The 17,146-nt window shown below is 59.7% G+C and carries 13 protein-coding genes and 2 tRNA genes; 10 read left to right on the forward strand and 5 right to left on the reverse strand.

Features of this window, described 5'->3' with window-relative positions:
* Positions 1–215: 215 nt before the first annotated feature.
* The 3 genes from CCD76_RS10730 to CCD76_RS10740 form a co-directional block, all read right to left on the reverse strand.
* Positions 216–986: an AraC family transcriptional regulator gene (locus CCD76_RS10730; RefSeq protein WP_087719524.1), complete on the reverse strand. Its 771-nt coding sequence runs from the start codon at positions 984–986 to the stop codon at positions 216–218.
* Positions 987–1,010: 24 nt separating this feature from the next.
* The gene (locus CCD76_RS10735; RefSeq protein WP_087719525.1) at positions 1,011–1,382 is read right to left on the reverse strand and encodes a hypothetical protein; all 372 of its coding nucleotides are present in this window, start codon (positions 1,380–1,382) and stop codon (positions 1,011–1,013) included.
* 81 nt (positions 1,383–1,463) lie between these two features.
* Complete coding sequence (locus CCD76_RS10740; protein ID WP_256961269.1) at positions 1,464–2,399, reverse strand: Bug family tripartite tricarboxylate transporter substrate binding protein; 936 nt, start codon at positions 2,397–2,399, stop codon at positions 1,464–1,466.
* Positions 2,400–2,968: 569 nt separating this feature from the next.
* Here CCD76_RS10740 and CCD76_RS10745 point away from each other — a divergent pair.
* Positions 2,969–4,162, forward strand: a complete 1,194-nt coding sequence (locus CCD76_RS10745; protein ID WP_256961270.1) for an MFS transporter — start codon at positions 2,969–2,971, stop codon at positions 4,160–4,162.
* Between the two features lie 179 nt (positions 4,163–4,341).
* Here the strand turns inward: CCD76_RS10745 and CCD76_RS10750 are convergent, their stop codons facing one another.
* Complete coding sequence (locus CCD76_RS10750; protein ID WP_083387503.1) at positions 4,342–4,950, reverse strand: helix-turn-helix domain-containing protein; 609 nt, start codon at positions 4,948–4,950, stop codon at positions 4,342–4,344.
* 306 nt (positions 4,951–5,256) lie between these two features.
* On the opposite strand from CCD76_RS10750, the gene gltX reads away from it, so the two are divergent.
* The 3 genes from gltX to CCD76_RS10765 all read left to right on the forward strand — a co-directional run bounded on the left by gltX (position 5,257) and on the right by CCD76_RS10765 (position 7,017).
* Complete coding sequence (gltX, locus tag CCD76_RS10755; RefSeq protein ID WP_087719527.1) at positions 5,257–6,735, forward strand: glutamate--tRNA ligase; 1,479 nt, start codon at positions 5,257–5,259, stop codon at positions 6,733–6,735.
* 101 nt (positions 6,736–6,836) lie between these two features.
* A tRNA-Ala gene (locus CCD76_RS10760) sits at positions 6,837–6,912 on the forward strand.
* Between the two features lie 29 nt (positions 6,913–6,941).
* Positions 6,942–7,017, forward strand: a tRNA-Glu gene (locus tag CCD76_RS10765).
* Positions 7,018–7,407: 390 nt separating this feature from the next.
* Here CCD76_RS10765 and gltA read toward each other — a convergent pair.
* The gene (gltA, locus tag CCD76_RS10770) at positions 7,408–8,694 is read right to left on the reverse strand and encodes a citrate synthase (RefSeq protein ID WP_087719528.1); all 1,287 of its coding nucleotides are present in this window, start codon (positions 8,692–8,694) and stop codon (positions 7,408–7,410) included.
* A 494-nt stretch (positions 8,695–9,188) separates the two neighbouring features.
* Between gltA and sdhC the strand changes: the two genes are divergently transcribed.
* The 6 genes from sdhC to odhB all read left to right on the forward strand — a co-directional run bounded on the left by sdhC (position 9,189) and on the right by odhB (position 17,131).
* Positions 9,189–9,566 carry a succinate dehydrogenase, cytochrome b556 subunit gene (sdhC, locus tag CCD76_RS10775; protein ID WP_075569934.1) on the forward strand — a complete coding sequence of 126 codons (378 nt, stop codon included), beginning with the start codon at positions 9,189–9,191 and terminating at the stop codon, positions 9,564–9,566.
* Positions 9,560–9,907 (forward strand): succinate dehydrogenase, hydrophobic membrane anchor protein, encoded by a 348-nt coding sequence (sdhD, locus tag CCD76_RS10780; protein WP_087719529.1) that lies wholly within the window; start codon positions 9,560–9,562, stop codon positions 9,905–9,907. The genes sdhC and sdhD overlap by 7 nt, the downstream gene beginning before the upstream one ends.
* Positions 9,908–9,910: 3 nt before the next feature.
* Positions 9,911–11,683 (forward strand): succinate dehydrogenase flavoprotein subunit, encoded by a 1,773-nt coding sequence (gene sdhA, locus CCD76_RS10785; RefSeq protein ID WP_087719530.1) that lies wholly within the window; start codon positions 9,911–9,913, stop codon positions 11,681–11,683.
* A gap of 14 nt (positions 11,684–11,697) precedes the next feature.
* A complete protein-coding gene (locus tag CCD76_RS10790; RefSeq protein WP_087719531.1) occupies positions 11,698–12,408 on the forward strand; it encodes a succinate dehydrogenase iron-sulfur subunit in 711 nt (236 codons plus the stop codon).
* Between the two features lie 259 nt (positions 12,409–12,667).
* Positions 12,668–15,499: a 2-oxoglutarate dehydrogenase E1 component gene (locus tag CCD76_RS10795; RefSeq protein ID WP_087719532.1), complete on the forward strand. Its 2,832-nt coding sequence runs from the start codon at positions 12,668–12,670 to the stop codon at positions 15,497–15,499.
* A gap of 51 nt (positions 15,500–15,550) precedes the next feature.
* Positions 15,551–17,131, forward strand: a complete 1,581-nt coding sequence (gene odhB, locus CCD76_RS10800; protein WP_087719533.1) for a 2-oxoglutarate dehydrogenase complex dihydrolipoyllysine-residue succinyltransferase — start codon at positions 15,551–15,553, stop codon at positions 17,129–17,131.
* Positions 17,132–17,146 lie beyond the last annotated feature (15 nt).

Below are 17,146 nucleotides of genomic sequence, written 5' to 3' on the forward strand. Positions count from 1 at the left end.
TGGCAGGGCGTCCTGGAATGAACGCTTACGCCCCTATAGCAGTATGGACCACTGCAGTATGGTCCACAGGAATCGGCGTTAGCCTCGGCGACCGCTCGCGGCAAGCAGGCGGTGGCCGTCAATAATGGAAGGCGTGGTGGCTGACTCTAGCGTGAAACAGGGGAAGGGTTCTTGCCAATTATCCGGGGAGATTTGCGAAAAAGCCCGGGTATCCGCTAGCGAGAGGGGCGACGCAGCTGCATGGGAGAGTGGCCGTAGCGACGGCGAAAGGCATGGCTCAGAGCGCTCTGGCTGGCGAATCCGGTGCGTTCCGCGATCTCGGCCAGTGGCATGTCGGTCAATGTCGTCAGCTCGCGAACCCGGGTCAGCCGCAACCGCATCACGAACTGATACGGCGTGATACCTGTCTGTTGGCGAAAGCGCTCGGAGAAGTGCGCCTCGCTGAGGCAGGCGAGATTGGCCAGGTCGGATACGCTCAGGCGCTGGTCCAGACGTTCCAGCACGAACTGCTCGAGTCGTTGAATGTCCAGCGACCGGCTGGTTCGCCTGGTCAGCGGCGGAGAGCGGAACGCCGCGCTGAGGCGGGCGTGCAGCGAACTCAGTAGCGTCGTGACCAGCAGATCCGCTGGCGCATGGCTGGCATGGGTCATCTCCTGAATCAGGAACTGGAGATAATGCTGCAGCGACTCGTCCAGCGAGAAATAGCCCGGACGGTCGAACAGGCTTCTCAACTGGCGGTGCATGCCGGTCAGGGAAGCGGCGTCGTCCGGCAGGTCGATGATCAACTGACGGTTGTCGCCAATTCCTTCGTAATAATGCTCGATATTGGCCGGCACCAGGCAACCGGAAAGCGGCGCCACGACGCCGCCCTGGCCGGCAATCTCGAATTCCGCATAGCCGGACAACCCGATCACGATCTGGTGATAGTCGTGATGATGATGCTGAATGGCGTTGTCGAGCGGCGCCAGGCGAATCGTGTCGGTCATGATGTCTGCCGCAAGAGAGCCGGATCAGGCACGATATTCGCCTCCCTGAAGCGCCTGGTGGACGGCCAGATGATCGCGCAGTGCTACCAGCTCTTCACGTCCGCTGCGGGAAAACAGCGACCCGCCCTGGGCAGCTTGCCAGGGGCGCCCGTGGGTTTCCATCAGATGCTGGCTTCGCCGGCGCAGGTTTTCCAGATAGGCATCGTGGCGGATCGGATAGCCGATCAGGGTATGCCAGCGTGCTTCGCTGGCACGGTTATCCAGCACCGCATCGAAGAGATCGAGCATATCCTGCGCCTGGGTGCGGTAGCGGGGCGTGCGAGACAGCATCAGCGCCGTCACGGTGGCCACACTGACCAGCAGACAGACGGTGAAAACCATGAGAAAGAGTGACATGGAGACGCTCCCGGTGCGCGACAACCGGCGCAGTTTACCACGCTGGTTGCCGCAGCCTCCAAACGAACGTAGACGCGACCGTTAGCGAATCATGCCCAGTTCGCTGCCGATCTCTCGAATGTCAGTGATCTGTTGATCGACGAAGCGGTTCAGCTCGTCGCCCGACTTGTGGAACGGCAGCAGGCCATTCTGGGTCATGATCTGCTTCCATTGGGGAGAGGCGTAAAGATCGTTCAGTGTCTGTTTCCACCATGTGTAGCTCGCTTCGGAAGCGCCTGCGGGGGTATAGAATCCGCGCCAGTTGGGGGCGACCACATCGATGCCTTGCTCTCTTGCCGTAGGCATATCGGCCAGCTCGCCGGGCAAGCGGTCCTCGGCGAAGACTGCCAGAATGCGAAGATCGCCGCTGTCGACGAAACTCTTGGCTTCACTGAGGTCGCCGGTGAAGGCGTCGATGTGTCCGCCGAGCAACTGGCTGATCGCCACCGAGCCGGAATCGAAGGCCAGATACTTGATGTCGCGAATGGACTTGATACCGGCCTTGCGGGCAGCCATCAGTACCTTGATGTGATCGAAACCACCGGCAACGTCACCGCCGGAGAACGTCACGCTGCCGGCATCTGCCTTGAGGTCGTCGAGAAGCTCGTTAAGTGAGTGGTAGGGCGAGTCGGCCGCCACGGCGATCACGCCGTAGTCGGCGCCAAGCGTCGCCACCCAGCGAACCTGATCGGCATTGCCGTTGGGATAATTGCCCAGCGCCAGCTGCGTGGTCGTGGCGGTCGACGCCGCCACGATCAGATCGTCATCACTGGAACGTTTCGCCTGTACATGGCTGAAGGCTACGCCGCCGCTTGCGCCGGGGACGTTGAGCGTCTGCATGGCCGCCGGGATCAGAGAGAGCTCCTGGAGCGCTCTGGCTACCGAACGACAGGTGAAGTCCCATCCTCCGCCCGGCTGGGCAGGCGCGATACAGTCGACCTTGCCTTGCGGCGCGGCGTGCACAGGAGCGGCAAGCATCACCGCCACCAAGGGCAGCGTTTGGCACGCAAGCTTGAAGAAATTGGCCGGAGAAGCAGTGATTCTGGAAGCAGAAGGGGAGGAGGAGCGCATGATATGAGTCCGTACGGTGTCTTCAGCGAAATATCAATATCGTTATTCAGGTCGCGCTTGTTGTCGGGTTGTGGGGCGACCGCGAGACAGTAATGGATTGGGGCGGCGTTCGCTATTGCCCTTTGGCGGGAGCTGGCTGGCGGCGAACAGCGAGATGACGGGAAAAAAAGCGAGCGAGAGACATCGTACCGACAAAAAATCGCCGCGCATGGCGCGGCGATAACGATCGTTACAGTAAGCTCGAGAAACCGCATAGCAACTGCTGTGTCGAATCTCTTGCTTGTTCTTGTGAGCGGCAATCGACGAAAAAGTTCCCCGGCGGCAGAAATCCGGCTTCTCGAAGAGGGTTGTCTGGACGTCGTGCCTCGCCATTCGGCAGCAGAAAACATCGCAGATAGCGCATCAGCGGTTTCCAATCCGTGGCGAGGTGTGAATAATCGAGACCTTTACGCCTTAGACTAAAGTAGGGGTAGCTTGTGGCTGACACATTCGAGACCGGCGCTGCGAAGCCGTCGCGGCGGTTTGCTCTGTTGATAGAGCTGGCGCTGGCCGTAGGTGGATTCGCCATCGGGGTCGGCGAATTCACCATCATGGGGCTGATGCCCAACGTGGCCGAGGCGTTGAACATTTCGGAGCCGCAGGTTGGCAACGTCATCAGTGCCTATGCGCTGGGGGTGGTCGTTGGCGCGCCCTTGATCGCCGTCATGGGCTCGCATTTCTATCGACGCCATCTCCTGCTGATGCTGATGGCGTTTTTTGCGCTGGGCAACATCGCCAGTGCTCTGGCGCCCAATTATCACACCCTGATGATCTTCCGCTTCATCTCGGGATTGCCGCACGGCGCCTATTTCGGCGTGGCGTCTCTGGTCGCGGCCTCGCTGGTTCCGACGCACAAGCGTGCGCAGGCGGTCAGCCGGGTCATGTCGGGGCTGACGATCGCCATGCTGGTAGGCAATCCCTTCGCCACCTGGTTGAGCCAGATGATGAGCTGGCGTCTTGCCTTCGCGATGGTCGGCGGCATCGCCATTCTCACCGTGGTGCTGGTGTTCATCTATCTGCCGTTGAACCGCCAGGAAAAACGCAACAGCCCTGCTCAGGAACTGACGGCGCTCAAGCGCTCCCAGGTCTGGCTGACGCTGGGTGTCGGGGCGATCGGCTTCGCCGGCATGTTCTGCGTGTTCAGCTATCTGGCTCCGGTGCTTATCAACGTGACTCAGGTGTCGCCCTACTGGATACCGGTCGCTCAGGCGGCATTCGGTGCGGGCGCCATCATCGGCAATATCGTCGGTGGAAAGCTCTACGATCGCATGCAGCTCAAGGGCGTCGGCTGGCTGCTGGTCTGGTGCATCGCCATTCTGCTGCTGTTTCCGCTGGCGGCGCAGTCGCTCTGGTCGATCCTGCTCATTTGCGTAGCCGTGGGCACCATGGTTTCACTGTCGCCGGCGCTGCAGACACGCCTGATGGATGTGGCGGCGGACGCGCAAACGCTGGCGGCTGCATCCAACCATGCGGCGTTCAATGTCGCGAATGCCTTGGGGCCATGGCTGGGCGGGATGGCCATTGGAGCGGGTTTCGGCTGGACCGTGACCGGCTATGTCGGTGCGGCTACCGCGGTGGGCGGACTGGTCGTGTTCTTCTTTGCCTATCGCCAGCAACAGCGCCACGGCTGAACGAAGGCGATTGAACGGGAATGCCCGAAGAGGGCCGGACCACGCGGTGATTCAGCGCTCGCCGCGTGGCCGGATCGGCACTTGTCTACATTGTGCGAATTCCCATCTACAGATTTCAAGCTAGAGATTTCAAACTACGAATTTCAGGCCTGAATTCTAGGGTACGGCTATCCAGGCTGCTATTGGCGACACCAGCGGGCTCTGATATAGCCCACGATGCGAAAGGGAGGGTGGCGGACGCTTTCCACGGTCGCGCCTTGAAGCTGCTCACCGCTGACCCGCATTCTGCCGGAAGCGAGATGTTCCAGATACTGAATCTGCAACAGACCTTCGCGCTCCAGCAGATACAGTCCGTCCTGCTGAAATTTATCGCAGGGTGCGATGGCGGCAAGATCCCCCTCGAACAGAAAATCGAAAGACTCGTTCTCCGCTGGCGTTACCAGGTGACAGTCCTGAGTCAGCATCTGTAGCGTGGACATCTCTCCCGGTTCGTCTTCCCGCTGCTCCCAGGGTGCAGCAAGATTCGCCTGCAGGCTGAGCACGGTCCCGCCTGACGTACGAGAGGCGGCCGCCATTGCGTTTAACGAGTCATCATCGAGCAGCTGTTTGATCGAGCAGCACAGCGCCGAGGTCAGCGCGACCAGGCGCTCATGGCCGATCTGCTTGATCGTGCCTGATTCCCAGTAGGAGATCGTGACGTCGGAGACGCCTACCCGTCTTGCGAGCGCGGCCTTGCTCATGCCGGCCTGAAGGCGTAGCTGTTTGATTCGTGGTCCTAACCCGTCCATCCATGAATCTCGCCTGCGTTATTGATGCAGTGAGGATATCCACTCACCGCCGAAGTATGTTTCGGGTTACGAACTTGTCGCCCGAAACCTTCTGGAAATTCTTATCGTGATTCATGTTTGCGGTCGTCTGCGTGTGCCGTGAGGACGGGAAGCCGGCACTTCGGAAGTGCAGTCGATCAGTCCGATAGTAGTCCGTCGTCGGCATTGCCACCATCGAAAAGCGCCGAAGACGACGAGTCGGGCGCTGCAGCCCGTCGCCTTGGGGGCGTATAATGTGGCGGCTCGTTCATCAACGGAATGGATTTCATGACGGTACGCACGCGTATTGCGCCTTCGCCCACCGGCGATCCGCACGTCGGCACGGCTTACATCGCCCTCTTCAATCTCTGCTTCGCTCGCCAGCATGGTGGGCAGTTCGTTCTGCGCATCGAGGATACCGACCGCCAGCGTTCTACGCCTGAGTCGGAGCAGATGATTCTCGATTCTTTGCGCTGGCTAGGGCTGGATTGGGACGAAGGGCCAGATGTCGGCGGCCCGCACGGTCCCTATCGGCAAAGCGAGCGCGGCGATATCTACGCCGAGCATGCCCAACAGCTGCTGGAGCGCGGGCACGCTTTCAAATGCTATCGCACCAGCGAAGAGCTCGACGCCTTGCGGGAAGAGCGCAAGGCAGCGGGGCTTCATCTGGCATTGAAGCCGCAGGATCTCGCTCTGGATCCGGAAGAGCAGCGGCGACGGGAGGCCGAGGGCTATCCCTACGTCATTCGAATGAATGTGCCTTCCGAAGGTGTGTGCGAAGTCGACGACATGCTGCGTGGGCGGATCGAGGTCGACTGGGCACAGGTAGATGCCCAGATCCTGATGAAGTCGGACGGTATGCCGACCTACCATCTCGCCAATGTGGTCGACGACCACCTGATGGGAATCACTCACGTCCTGAGAGGCGAGGAGTGGATCAATTCGGCGCCCAAGCACAAGCTGCTTTACGAATATTTCGGCTGGTCCATGCCGCAGCTGTGTCATATGCCGCTGCTTCGCAATCCTGACAAATCGAAGCTGTCCAAGCGCAAGAACCCTACCTCGATCAACTATTATCGGCGCATGGGGTTCCTGCCGCAGGCCGTGACCAACTATCTGGGCCGGATGGGGTGGTCGATGCCGGACGAGCGCGAGAAATTCAGCCTCGACGACATGATGGCTCACTTCGACATACAGCGGGTTTCGCTAGGGGGGCCGGTATTCGATCTCGACAAGCTGACCTGGCTCAACGGTGTCTACATTCGCGAGGATCTCGATGACGCGGCGCTGATGAAAGCGTTGCGTGACTGGTCGTTCAACGAGGCGTATGTCGGCCAGATCCTTCCGCAGATCCGGCCGCGTATCTCGACGCTGTCGGATGCCATGCCGCTGGCCGGGCATTTCTTCGCGGGGCTGCCCGACGTTCGCGAGGCCAGCTTTGCCGATCTCGACCTCGAGCGCGATACCTTGGTGGCGCTGTTGCAGTTCCTGGTCTGGCGACTGGAAACCGTGACGCGCTGGGAAAAGGAGGAGCTGCTGGCACAGGTCAAGCTTCTGGCCGAGCACTTCGAGTTGAAGATGAAAGTCTTTCTGGCTCCCGTGTTCATTGCGGTGACGGGCAGCGCCCATTCGACGTCGGTGCTCGATGCCATGGCGATTCTCGGATCGGATATGACACGGGCTCGTCTCCGGCATGCTATCGAGGTGTTGGGTGGCGTTTCCAAAAAGCAGGCTAAGCGCTTGGAAAAGCAGTATCGGGAGCTATAGCGCGTCAGGATGCTGGTTCGGATCGAACCGCCGAGTTTTTCTGGTAATAAAGCGTTGACTTATCAGTGAGATGACCGTATATTTCGCCCCGTTCTTGAGACGGGGCCTTAGCTCAGCTGGGAGAGCGCAACACTGGCAGTGTTGAGGTCAGCGGTTCGATCCCGCTAGGCTCCACCACAAGAACCAGCCAACAGGCTGTTTTCCGCGTCCCATTCGTCTAGTGGTCCAGGACACCGCCCTTTCACGGCGGTAACAGGGGTTCGAACCCCCTATGGGACGCCACTCTATTTCATTCCTTCCTTCTGTTTCTTCTTCGATACCGGGTTTTCCGGGTATCTGCAGCTGTTGATAACCTCTCTGATTTTGCTGTCGAAATGCTTGACATCGGCAGGCTTTTCCACTGTTCGCTCCTCGCTTGTTGGCGCCACGGCTAACTTGCTGAAAATACGTGGATGTAGATTTTTTTCATAAAAATCAGTGCTTTATATTTGATTAAAATTTAGGCAATTTGCTGCCAGGGCGCTTCTGAAGGCGGTTTGGTGACATTATCGAAGGGTTTTGAACAGGGTTATCCACAGGAAGTGTGGAAATCTTCCGTGCCGCTGGGCAGGCACAAAAAAGCCGCCGACAGAAGTCGGCGGCTTGCGTTCCAGTGCCATATCAGGTCAAGCGTTATTTCTTGGGGTAATCGCGCTTGTCATAGCCGGTATAGAGCTGGCGAGGCCGGCTGATTCGATAGCCGTTGGTGATCATCTCGTTCCAGTGAGAGATCCAGCCAACGGTTCGTGCCATCGCGAAGATGACGGTGAACATATTGGTCGGAATGCCAATGGCCTTGAGAATGATGCCTGAATAGAAGTCGACATTGGGGTAGAGCTTGCGCTCGATGAAGTATTCGTCTTCCAGGGCGATCTGCTCCAGGCGCTTGGCGATCTGCAGCTGTGGGTCGTCGCCGATCCCCAGCTCGCCCAGCACCTCATCGCACGTCTCCTTCATCACTTTGGCGCGCGGGTCGAAGTTGCGGTAGACCCGGTGACCGAAGCCCATCAGCTTGAACGGATCCTCCTTGTCTTTGGCCTTATCGATGAAGCGCTGAATGTTTTCTTCGGAGTCGTCGCCGATCTCGTCCAGCATGGCCAGGACCGCCTCGTTGGCGCCGCCATGTGCCGGCCCCCAGAGTGCAGCGATGCCGGCACTGATGCAGGCGAAAGGATTGGCGCCGGTCGAGCCCGCCAAGCGTACGGTGGACGTCGAGGCGTTCTGCTCATGATCCGCGTGAAGCATGAATATACGATCCATCGCCTTGGCGATGACCGGATTGACCTCGTAGTTCTCGCACGGATTGCCGAACATCATGTACAGGAAGTTTTCCGAGTAATTGAGGTCATTACGCGGGTACATGAATGGCTGGCCGATGTTGTATTTGTGGCACATCGCCGCCAGGGTCGGCATCTTGGCGATCAGGCGAATGGCGCTGACGTGGCGCTGGTCGGCCTGCGTGATGTCGAGATTATCGTGATAGAAAGCTGCCAGCCCGCCCACGACGCCGCAGAGAACGGCCATCGGGTGTGCGTCGCGTCGGAAGCCCTTGTAGAAGTTGACGATCTGCTCGTGAACCATGGTGTGGCGGGCAATCGTGCTTCTGAACGTCTCGTACTCGTCGGGGGAGGGGAGCTCGCCGAACATCAGCAGATAGCAGAGCTCTACATAGTTGGAGCTTTCGGCCAGTTGTTCGATGGGATAGCCACGATGAAGCAGTGTGCCGGCGGCGCCATCGATGTAAGTGATGCCGGACTCGCACGAAGCAGTAGCAACGAAGCCAGGGTCGTAGGTAAACAGGCCTTCTGCGGTCAGGCCGCGGACGTCGATGACGTCGGGACCAGCGGTACCGGGGTATACCGGTAGCTCAATGGCATTGTCGACACCATCGACCGATAATTTCGCTTTTCTGTCAGCCATTATGGCCTCCTTTATCGTGACATAAGCCTTTGTCTTTACTGCCGTGCGGGCGAAAAATAGTTCGCCCACTATAGATTTCCGCGGGGGATTGTCAATTCGCCTGGGTCGCCCTTGTGCCGTGGCTTCGGCGTTGTTGCCGAGTTGCAAGGTGGCGGAGGGGGCGGGCTTGTGCGAAGGGAGCTCGTTGTTCTGCCAATCTAGCCACTATCATACCAATTGAGAGGGGCAGGCTGACAGTAACGAAAGAATTTGAATCGAGTGTCGACAACCTGAAGGCCGTGCTGGCGTAGGTTCGGGGCATTTCTTTCGCCTCCGGGCGATGGAGCGATTTGTCATCCGGTTACCCAAACCCTATAATCTGCTACCGCACGAGATGGCATCGTCAGCCGGTTTGGGCCGCATCGGAACTGCTTCCGCGACCGTGATCCTGCTTCTAAAAACCACCGCCCCTGAACGGGCACAACCCGTCAGGGTTAAGAGAGTGTTTAAGAGCCGTGAATAGCAAACGTCCAGTAAACCTCGACCTATCCACCATCCATTTTCCACTTCCCGCACTCACTTCCATCGCACATCGCATTACCGGCGTCATCTTGTTCGTCGGGCTGATCTTTGGCTTCTGGGCACTGGATGCTTCGCTGTCCTCTCCCGAGGGGTTCGAATCAGTACGCGACGCGCTGGCGAATAACGTGTTGGCGAAACTGATCGCCTGGGGCCTGTTGTCGGCACTCGGCTTTCACTTCGTGGCGGGAATCAAGCACCTGCTCATGGACACCGGTTACGGTGTCGATCTTGAAGGTGGCAATCGCAAGGCGCAAATCACGGTCGTGATCAGTGCTGTCCTGGTGGTTCTGGCGGGAGTCTGGGTATGGTAACCAATATTACGAATCTGGGCCGCAGCGGGCTGTCCGACTGGCTCCTTCAGCGCGTGTCTGCCGTCGTCCTGGCGCTTTATACGCTGTTCGTCGTGGCCTATCTGTTGTTCCATCCCAATCTGGACTACGCCGCCTGGAGTGGCCTGTTCGCCCAGACCTGGATGCGTATCTTTTCCTTGCTGGCCTTCATTTCCATGGCCGCTCACGCTTGGGTCGGTCTGTGGACGGTTTCCACTGACTATCTCAAACACACCGGTGTTCGCTTCGGCTTCCAGGCCATCGTGATTCTCGCCATCTTCGTTTTTCTGGTGTGGGGCGTTCAAGTCCTCTGGGGAGCCTGATCCATGTCTACCATGCGTAACCTGACATTCGACGCCATCATCATCGGTGGTGGCGGTTCCGGCCTGCGAGCGGCGCTCGAACTGGCCAAATCCGGCAAGAAGACTGCCGTGCTGTCCAAGGTCTTCCCGACCCGTTCGCACACGGTATCGGCGCAGGGCGGTATTACCTGCGCGATTGCCTCTGCCGATCCCAACGACGATTGGCGCTGGCACATGTACGACACCGTCAAGGGAGGGGACTACATTGCTGACCAGGACGCCGCGGAGTATCTGTGCTCCGAGGGGCCCAAGGCGGTCTTCGAACTCGAACATATGGGCCTGCCGTTCTCGCGCTTCGACAATGGTCGTATCTACCAGCGTCCTTTCGGTGGTCAGTCCAAGGATTTCGGTAAGGGTGGCCAAGCGGCGCGTACTTGCGCAGCTGCAGACCGTACCGGCCACGCGCTGCTACACACGTTGTATCAGAACAATCTGAAAAACAACACCGTCTTCCTGGACGAGTGGTATGCCATCGATCTGGTGAAGAATGCCAACGGCGACGTGGTCGGTTGTATCGCGCTGTGCATCGAAACCGGCGAAGTCGTGCACGTCAAATCCAAGGCGACGGTGCTGGCGACCGGCGGGGCAGGGCGTATCTTCGCTTCGACCACCAACGCGCTGATCAACACCGGCGACGGCATCGGCATGGCGCTGCGTGCCGGCTTCCCGATGCAGGACATGGAAATGTGGCAGTTCCATCCGACCGGTATCTACGGTGCGGGGACTCTGGTCACGGAAGGCTGCCGCGGTGAAGGTGGCTACCTGATCAACAAGGACGGCGAGCGCTTCATGGAGCGTTACGCGCCCAACGCCAAGGATCTCGCCGGTCGCGATGTGGTGGCACGCTCCATGGTCATGGAAGTGCTGGAAGGTCGTGGCTGCGGCGAGAACGGCGATCACGTCATGCTCAAGCTCGACCACCTGGGTGAAGAGGTGCTGATGAAGCGCCTGCCGGGTATCGTCGAACTCTCCAAGACCTTCGCGCACGTGGATCCGGTCAAGGAGCCGATTCCGGTCACGCCGACCTGCCACTACATGATGGGGGGTATTCCCACCAACGTGCATGGGCAAGCCATCATGCAGGACGGCGATGGCAACGATCAGATCATCAATGGTCTGTTTGCCTGCGGTGAAGCTGCGTGTGTTTCGGTGCACGGCGCCAATCGTCTGGGCGGTAATTCGCTATTGGATCTGGTGGTGTTCGGTCGTGCTGCCGGCATCTACATCGACAAGGCGCTCAGCGAAGGGATCGAGTATCTCGACGCTTCCGCGTCGGATGTCGAGCGTGCTACGAGCCGTCTGGCGCGCTGGAACGAGTCCGGTGGCGGCGAGTCGGTTTCCGAGCTCAAGGCCGAGCTGCAGAACACCATGCAGAATGCATTCGGTGTCTTCCGCCAGGAAGACAACATGCAGGAAGGTGTCAAGAAGCTGGCGGAGCTGCGTGAGCGTATCGGACAGGCGCATCTGGGTGACAAGTCCGACGTCTTCAACACGGCGCGTGTCGAGGCGCTCGAGCTAGACAATCTACTGGAAGTGGCCGAAGCCACCGCCATCGCGGCACTGGAACGCAAGGAGAGCCGTGGGGCTCACTCTCGCTACGATTATCCGGATCGCGATGACGTCAACTGGCTCAAGCACTCGCTCTTTCATCCGGGCGAAAAGACCGTGACCAAGCGTGAAGTCAACTTCACGCCCAAGACGGTCGACACCTTCGAGCCGAAAGTCCGTACCTATTAAGAGGGTTGTCAACGATGTCCAGTCTTCAGGTTTCCGTTTATCGCTACAACCCTGAGACCGACTCCGCACCGTATATGCAGGAGTTTCAGATCGATACCCAAGGGCGCGATCTGATGGTTCTCAATATCCTGACCATGATCAAGGATCAGGATAGCTCGATGGCGTTTCGTCGCAGCTGCCGCGAGGGTGTCTGCGGCTCCGATGGCATGAACATGAATGGCACCAATGGTTTGGCCTGTATCACGCCGCTGTCGGCCGTGGTCAAGGACAACAAGTTGGTGTTGCGGCCGCTGCCTGGTCTGCCGGTCATGCGCGACCTGGTGGTCGATATGGGTCTGTTCTACAAGCAGTACGAGCGTATGCAGCCGTATCTGCAGAACGATACCGCAGCGCCGGCGATCGAGCGTCTGCAGTCCCCGGAAGAGCGTGACAAACTGGATGGTCTGTACGAGTGCATCCTGTGCGCCTGCTGTTCGACCTCTTGCCCGTCCTTCTGGTGGAATCCGGACAAGTTCGTCGGTCCGGCCGGTCTGTTGCAGGCATACCGTTTCCTGGCGGACTCTCGCGACAACGCGACGCAGGCCCGTCTGGCAGAGCTGGAAGATCCGTTCAGCCTATTCCGGTGTCGTGGCATCATGAACTGTGTTGCGGTCTGTCCCAAGGGGCTGAATCCGACCCGGGCGATCGGCAAAATCCGCGAAATGCTACTGTCCAACGCGACTTGATGGTCAGAGGCGGCATCTACGACTTAAATCGTAGCGCTTGGCTTGTTATCATGTCGCCACGCTATTGGCTGCGACGCGTTGTCGCAGCCGATCCAGCTCAAGATATTGGCCGGTGCCTCGCGCACCGGCTTTTAACGATCATGACGACGCCTTGAATTGGCATGGTCGTTGGCCGTCTCGCGACGGTTCCGGAGTGACGCCGAGGCGCGCAGCTGCGACCGGCGCCGACAACACCCCATCAGTGTAGGGTGAACGAGAGATGCAAGAAGGCATAATGGAGTTGATGTGGCGCACTTCCCATATGAGCGGCGGCAACGCCCACTATGTGGAAGCGCTCTACGAGCAGTATCTGAATGACCCCGCGACTGTCCCCGATGAATGGCGCCAAGCGTTTGATCAGTTGCCGCGCCTGGAAGGCACTCCCTCCCAAGACGTTCCTCTCAGCCCCATTCGGGAACAGTTCTACCAGCTGGCGCGCGAGCGTCGTCCCACCGTATCGGCCGCCACCGGCAGCAGCGAAAACCGTAAGCAGGTCAAGGTTCTTCAACTGATCAATGCCTATCGGTTCCGTGGCCATCAGCGTGCCAATATCGATCCGCTCGGTTTGCGCAAGCCCGATACGGTCCCTGACCTCGATTTCTCTTTCCATGACTTGACCCAGGCCGACATGAACACCGAGTTCCAGACCGGTTCGTTCTTCCTGGGCAAGGAAGAGGCGCCGCTCAAGGAGATCGTCGAGGCGCTGGAGCAGACCTACTGCCGCTCGATCGGCTGTGAGTTCATGCACATCGTCAACACCGAAGAGAAGCGTTGGCTGCAGCAGCGCTTCGAGTCGGTGCGTTCCAAGCCGAAGTACAGCCAGAGCGAACGGGAGCATCTGCTCGAGCGCCTGACCGCCGCTGAAGGGCTGGAAAGCTATCTTGCTTCCAAGTATCCCGGCACCAAGCGCTTCGGCCTGGAAGGTGGCGAGTCCTTCATTCCGATGATGGACGAGGTGATCCAGCGCAGCGGCAACTACGGCGTCAAGGAAGTGGTGATCGGCATGGCCCACCGCGGCCGCCTCAACCTGCTGGTCAATATCCTTGGCAAGAGCCCGTCGGAACTGATCGACGAGTTCGACGGCAAGAAGCAGATCGAGCAAGGGTCGGGCGACGTCAAGTATCACCAGGGCTTCAGCTCCAACGTGATGACGCCCGGAGGCGAGGTCCACCTGGCGCTGGCGTTCAACCCGTCGCACCTGGAAATCGTTTCGCCGGTGGTGGAAGGGTCCGTTCGCGCTCGTCAGGATCGCCGCCAGGACGTCGAAGGCAAGCAGGTCCTGCCGGTCGTAGTGCATGGCGATGCCGCCTTCGCCGGTCAGGGCGTGGTGATGGAAACCTTCCAGATGTCGCAGACCCGCGGTTACAAGACCGGCGGCACGCTGCACATCGTGATCAACAATCAGGTCGGTTTCACGACGTCGCGCGCCGATGACGCGCGTTCCACCGAGTATTGCACCGATATCGCCAAGATGGTTCAGGCGCCGATCTTCCATGTCAATGGTGACGATCCCGAAGCGGTGTTGCATGCGACCCGGGTCGCCGTCGACTATCGCAAGGAATTCCAGCGCGATGTCGTCATCGATCTGGTCTGCTACCGTCGCCGGGGACACAACGAGGCCGACGAGCCTTCCGGTACGCAGCCGCTGATGTATTCCAAGATCAAGTCGCACAAGTCGACGCGTACCCTGTACGTGGAGCAGTTGATCAAGGAGGGCGTGCTGACCGAGGATCAGGCCAAGCAGATGGGCGAGCAGTATCGCGACGACCTGATGGCCGGCAATCACGTTGCCAATGCCCTGGTCAAGCAGCCCAACACGGGCTTGTTCGTCGACTGGACACCGTATCTCGGCCACGAGTGGAGCGGCGACACCGATACCAGCTGCGATCTCGAACATCTGACGCAACTGGCGCAGAAGATGAGCGAGATTCCCAACGGGATCGACGTGCAGCGGCAGGTGGCACGAGTCTATGAAGAGCGGCGCAAGATGCTGGCCGGCAACCAGCCGCTCAACTGGGGCTTTGCCGAAACGCTGGCTTACGCCACTCTGGTCGATGCCGGTCATCCGGTCCGCCTGACCGGGCAGGATACCGGCCGCGGGACGTTCTCCCACCGTCATGCCGTGGTGCATAACCAGGCCGACGCCTCGACTTATGTCCCGCTTCAACACATCAAGGACGATCAGCCCTCGTTTGCCATCTATGACTCCTTCCTTTCGGAAGAGGCCGTGCTGGCGTTCGAATACGGCTATGCGACGACTGCGCCCAACTCGTTGATCATCTGGGAAGCCCAGTTCGGTGACTTCTTCAACGGTGCGCAGGTCGTGGTCGACCAGTTCATCTCCTCGGGCGAGTCGAAATGGGCGCGCCTGTGCGGACTGACGCTGCTGTTGCCGCATGGATACGAAGGCCAGGGCCCGGAGCACTCCTCGGCACGCCTGGAGCGTTTCCTGCAGCTGTGCGCCGAGCACAACATGCAGGTCTGCGTACCGACCACGCCGGCCCAGATCTTCCACTTGCTGCGCCGCCAGGTCATCCGTCCGCTGCGCAAGCCGCTGGTGGTGTTGTCGCCGAAGAGCCTGCTGCGCCACAAGGACGCGACTTCGACCATGGAAGAGCTGGCCGAAGGCCGTTTCCAGATGGTCATCCCCGACGTTGGCGAACGGGATCCCCAGCAGGTCAAGCGAGCCGTCCTCTGCTCGGGCAAGGTCTACTACGACCTGGCGACCTATCGTTCTGAAAACGAGCGTGACGACACGGCAATCATCCGTGTCGAGCAGCTCTACCCGTTCCCCAAGGACGAGCTGTTGGAAGCGCTCAGGACCTATCCGAATTTGGAGCAGGTCGTCTGGTGTCAGGAAGAGCCGCTCAACCAGGGCGCCTGGTATCAGAGCCAGCATCATCTGCGCCTGGTGGCGAGCATGGTGCGCGAAGGGTTGGATCACAGCCTCAAGTTTGCTGGTCGTCCGGCATCCGCCGCGCCAGCCGCAGGCTATATGTCTGTCCACGTGGCACAACAGAGCCAACTGGTCGACGACGCTTTCAACGCGTAAGGCGCCTTGCCGCTGAGACAGGCGCGAGAGAAAAGAGACTAAGGATACGACATGGCTACTGATATCAAAGCGCCGAGTTTTCCCGAATCCGTTGCCGAGGGAACGGTCGCCACATGGCACAAGAAAGTGGGCGATAGCGTCGAGCGCGATGAGTTGATCGTCGAGATCGAAACCGACAAGGTCGTCCTCGAAGTGGTGGCGCCCGAGGCCGGCACGCTCTCCGAGATCAAGATCGAAGAAGGCGATACCTGCGAGTCCGAGCAGGTGCTGGGCGTCCTCGGTGCTGCCTCCGAAGGTAGCAAGAGCGAGGCCAAGAGCGAAGAAAAATCAGGCGGTGAGCAGAAGTCGGGCGGTGAAGAGAAAGCGGCTGCCAAGCCCGCTGCCGCCGGCAAGAGCTTTGAGGTCAAAGCGCCGAGCTTCCCGGAATCCGTACAGGAAGGCACCGTCGCCAGCTGGAACAAGAAGGTCGGCGAAGCGGTCAAGCGTGACGAAGTGCTGGCCGAAATCGAGACCGACAAGGTCGTGCTGGAAGTGGTCGCTCCGGCTGACGGCGCGCTTTCCGAAATCAAGGTTCAGGAAGGCGAAGTCGTCGAGTCCGAGGCTCTGCTGGCGACCTTCTCCGAAGGCGCAGGCGGCGAAGGCTCTGGTGGCGACAGCGGCGCTTCCGCCGAATCCGCTGGCGACCAGGATCAGGCGTCCGCTGCCGATGGTGAAGAAGATACCAAGGTTGGCGACAAGATTCTGGCACCGGCGGCACGCAAACTCGCCGCGGAAAACGATCTCGACGTGAGCAGGATCGAGGGCACCGGCAAAGGCGGTCGCGTTCTGAAGGAAGACGTCCAGAAGGCGATCAAGGACGGTTCGGCGAAGAAATCCGCCAAGCCGGCCGCTGCAGCACCCAAGGCCGCTGCCGCTCCGGCGGTCGAGGGCGAGCGTCCCGAACAGCGCGTACCGATGAGCCGCCTGCGTCAGACCATCGCCAAGCGCCTGGTGCAGGCTCAGCAGACCGCCGCCATGCTGACCACCTACAACGAGGTGGACATGAGTGCGGTCATGGCGCTGCGCAGCCAGTACAAGGACACCTTCCTCAAGGCGCACGACGTCAAGCTCGGTTTCATGGGCTTCTTCGTCAAGGCGGCGACCGAAGCGCTCAAGCGCTTCCCGGACGTCAACGCCTCCATCGACGGTACCGACATCGTCTACCACGGTTATCAGGATATCGGCGTCGCCGTTTCCACGCCGCGTGGCCTGGTCGTGCCGGTGCTGCGTGATACCGACAGCATGAAGCTGGCCGACGTCGAGAAGGCGATCGGCGACTTCGGCAAGCGGGGTCGTGAAGGCAAGCTCGGCATCGAGGACATGCAGGGCGGTACCTTCACCATCACCAACGGCGGTATCTTCGGCTCGCTGATGTCCACCCCGATCCTGAATCCGCCGCAGACCGCGATCCTGGGTATGCACAAGATCCAGGAGCGTCCGATGGCGGTGAATGGCAAGGTCGAGATTCGCCCGATGATGTACCTCGCCGTTTCCTACGATCACCGCATGATCGATGGCAAGGATGCGGTCCAGTTCCTGGTGGCGATCAAGTCGCTGCTGGAAGATCCGGCGCGCCTGCTGCTGGACATCTGAGCGTATTCGATCTCT

This window comes from Salinicola salarius (assembly GCF_002179555.1).
Taxonomy (GTDB): Bacteria; Pseudomonadota; Gammaproteobacteria; order Pseudomonadales; family Halomonadaceae; genus Salinicola; species Salinicola salarius_A.

Excerpts from the sequence above, each read along its gene's own strand:
- CCD76_RS10730 (WP_087719524.1), bottom strand. The coding sequence starts at position 986 with ATGACCGACACGATTCGCCTGGCGCCGCTCGACAACGCCATTCAGCAT.
- CCD76_RS10735 (WP_087719525.1), bottom strand. The coding sequence starts at position 1,382 with ATGTCACTCTTTCTCATGGTTTTCACCGTCTGTCTGCTGGTCAGTGTG.
- CCD76_RS10740 (WP_256961269.1), bottom strand. The coding sequence starts at position 2,399 with ATGCTTGCCGCTCCTGTGCACGCCGCGCCGCAAGGCAAGGTCGACTGT.
- CCD76_RS10750 (WP_083387503.1), bottom strand. The coding sequence starts at position 4,950 with ATGGACGGGTTAGGACCACGAATCAAACAGCTACGCCTTCAGGCCGGC.
- gltX (WP_087719527.1), top strand. The coding sequence starts at position 5,257 with ATGACGGTACGCACGCGTATTGCGCCTTCGCCCACCGGCGATCCGCAC.
- gltA (WP_087719528.1), bottom strand. The coding sequence starts at position 8,694 with ATGGCTGACAGAAAAGCGAAATTATCGGTCGATGGTGTCGACAATGCC.
- sdhD (WP_087719529.1), top strand. The coding sequence starts at position 9,560 with ATGGTAACCAATATTACGAATCTGGGCCGCAGCGGGCTGTCCGACTGG.
- sdhA (WP_087719530.1), top strand. The coding sequence starts at position 9,911 with ATGTCTACCATGCGTAACCTGACATTCGACGCCATCATCATCGGTGGT.
- CCD76_RS10790 (WP_087719531.1), top strand. The coding sequence starts at position 11,698 with ATGTCCAGTCTTCAGGTTTCCGTTTATCGCTACAACCCTGAGACCGAC.
- CCD76_RS10795 (WP_087719532.1), top strand. The coding sequence starts at position 12,668 with ATGCAAGAAGGCATAATGGAGTTGATGTGGCGCACTTCCCATATGAGC.
- odhB (WP_087719533.1), top strand. The coding sequence starts at position 15,551 with ATGGCTACTGATATCAAAGCGCCGAGTTTTCCCGAATCCGTTGCCGAG.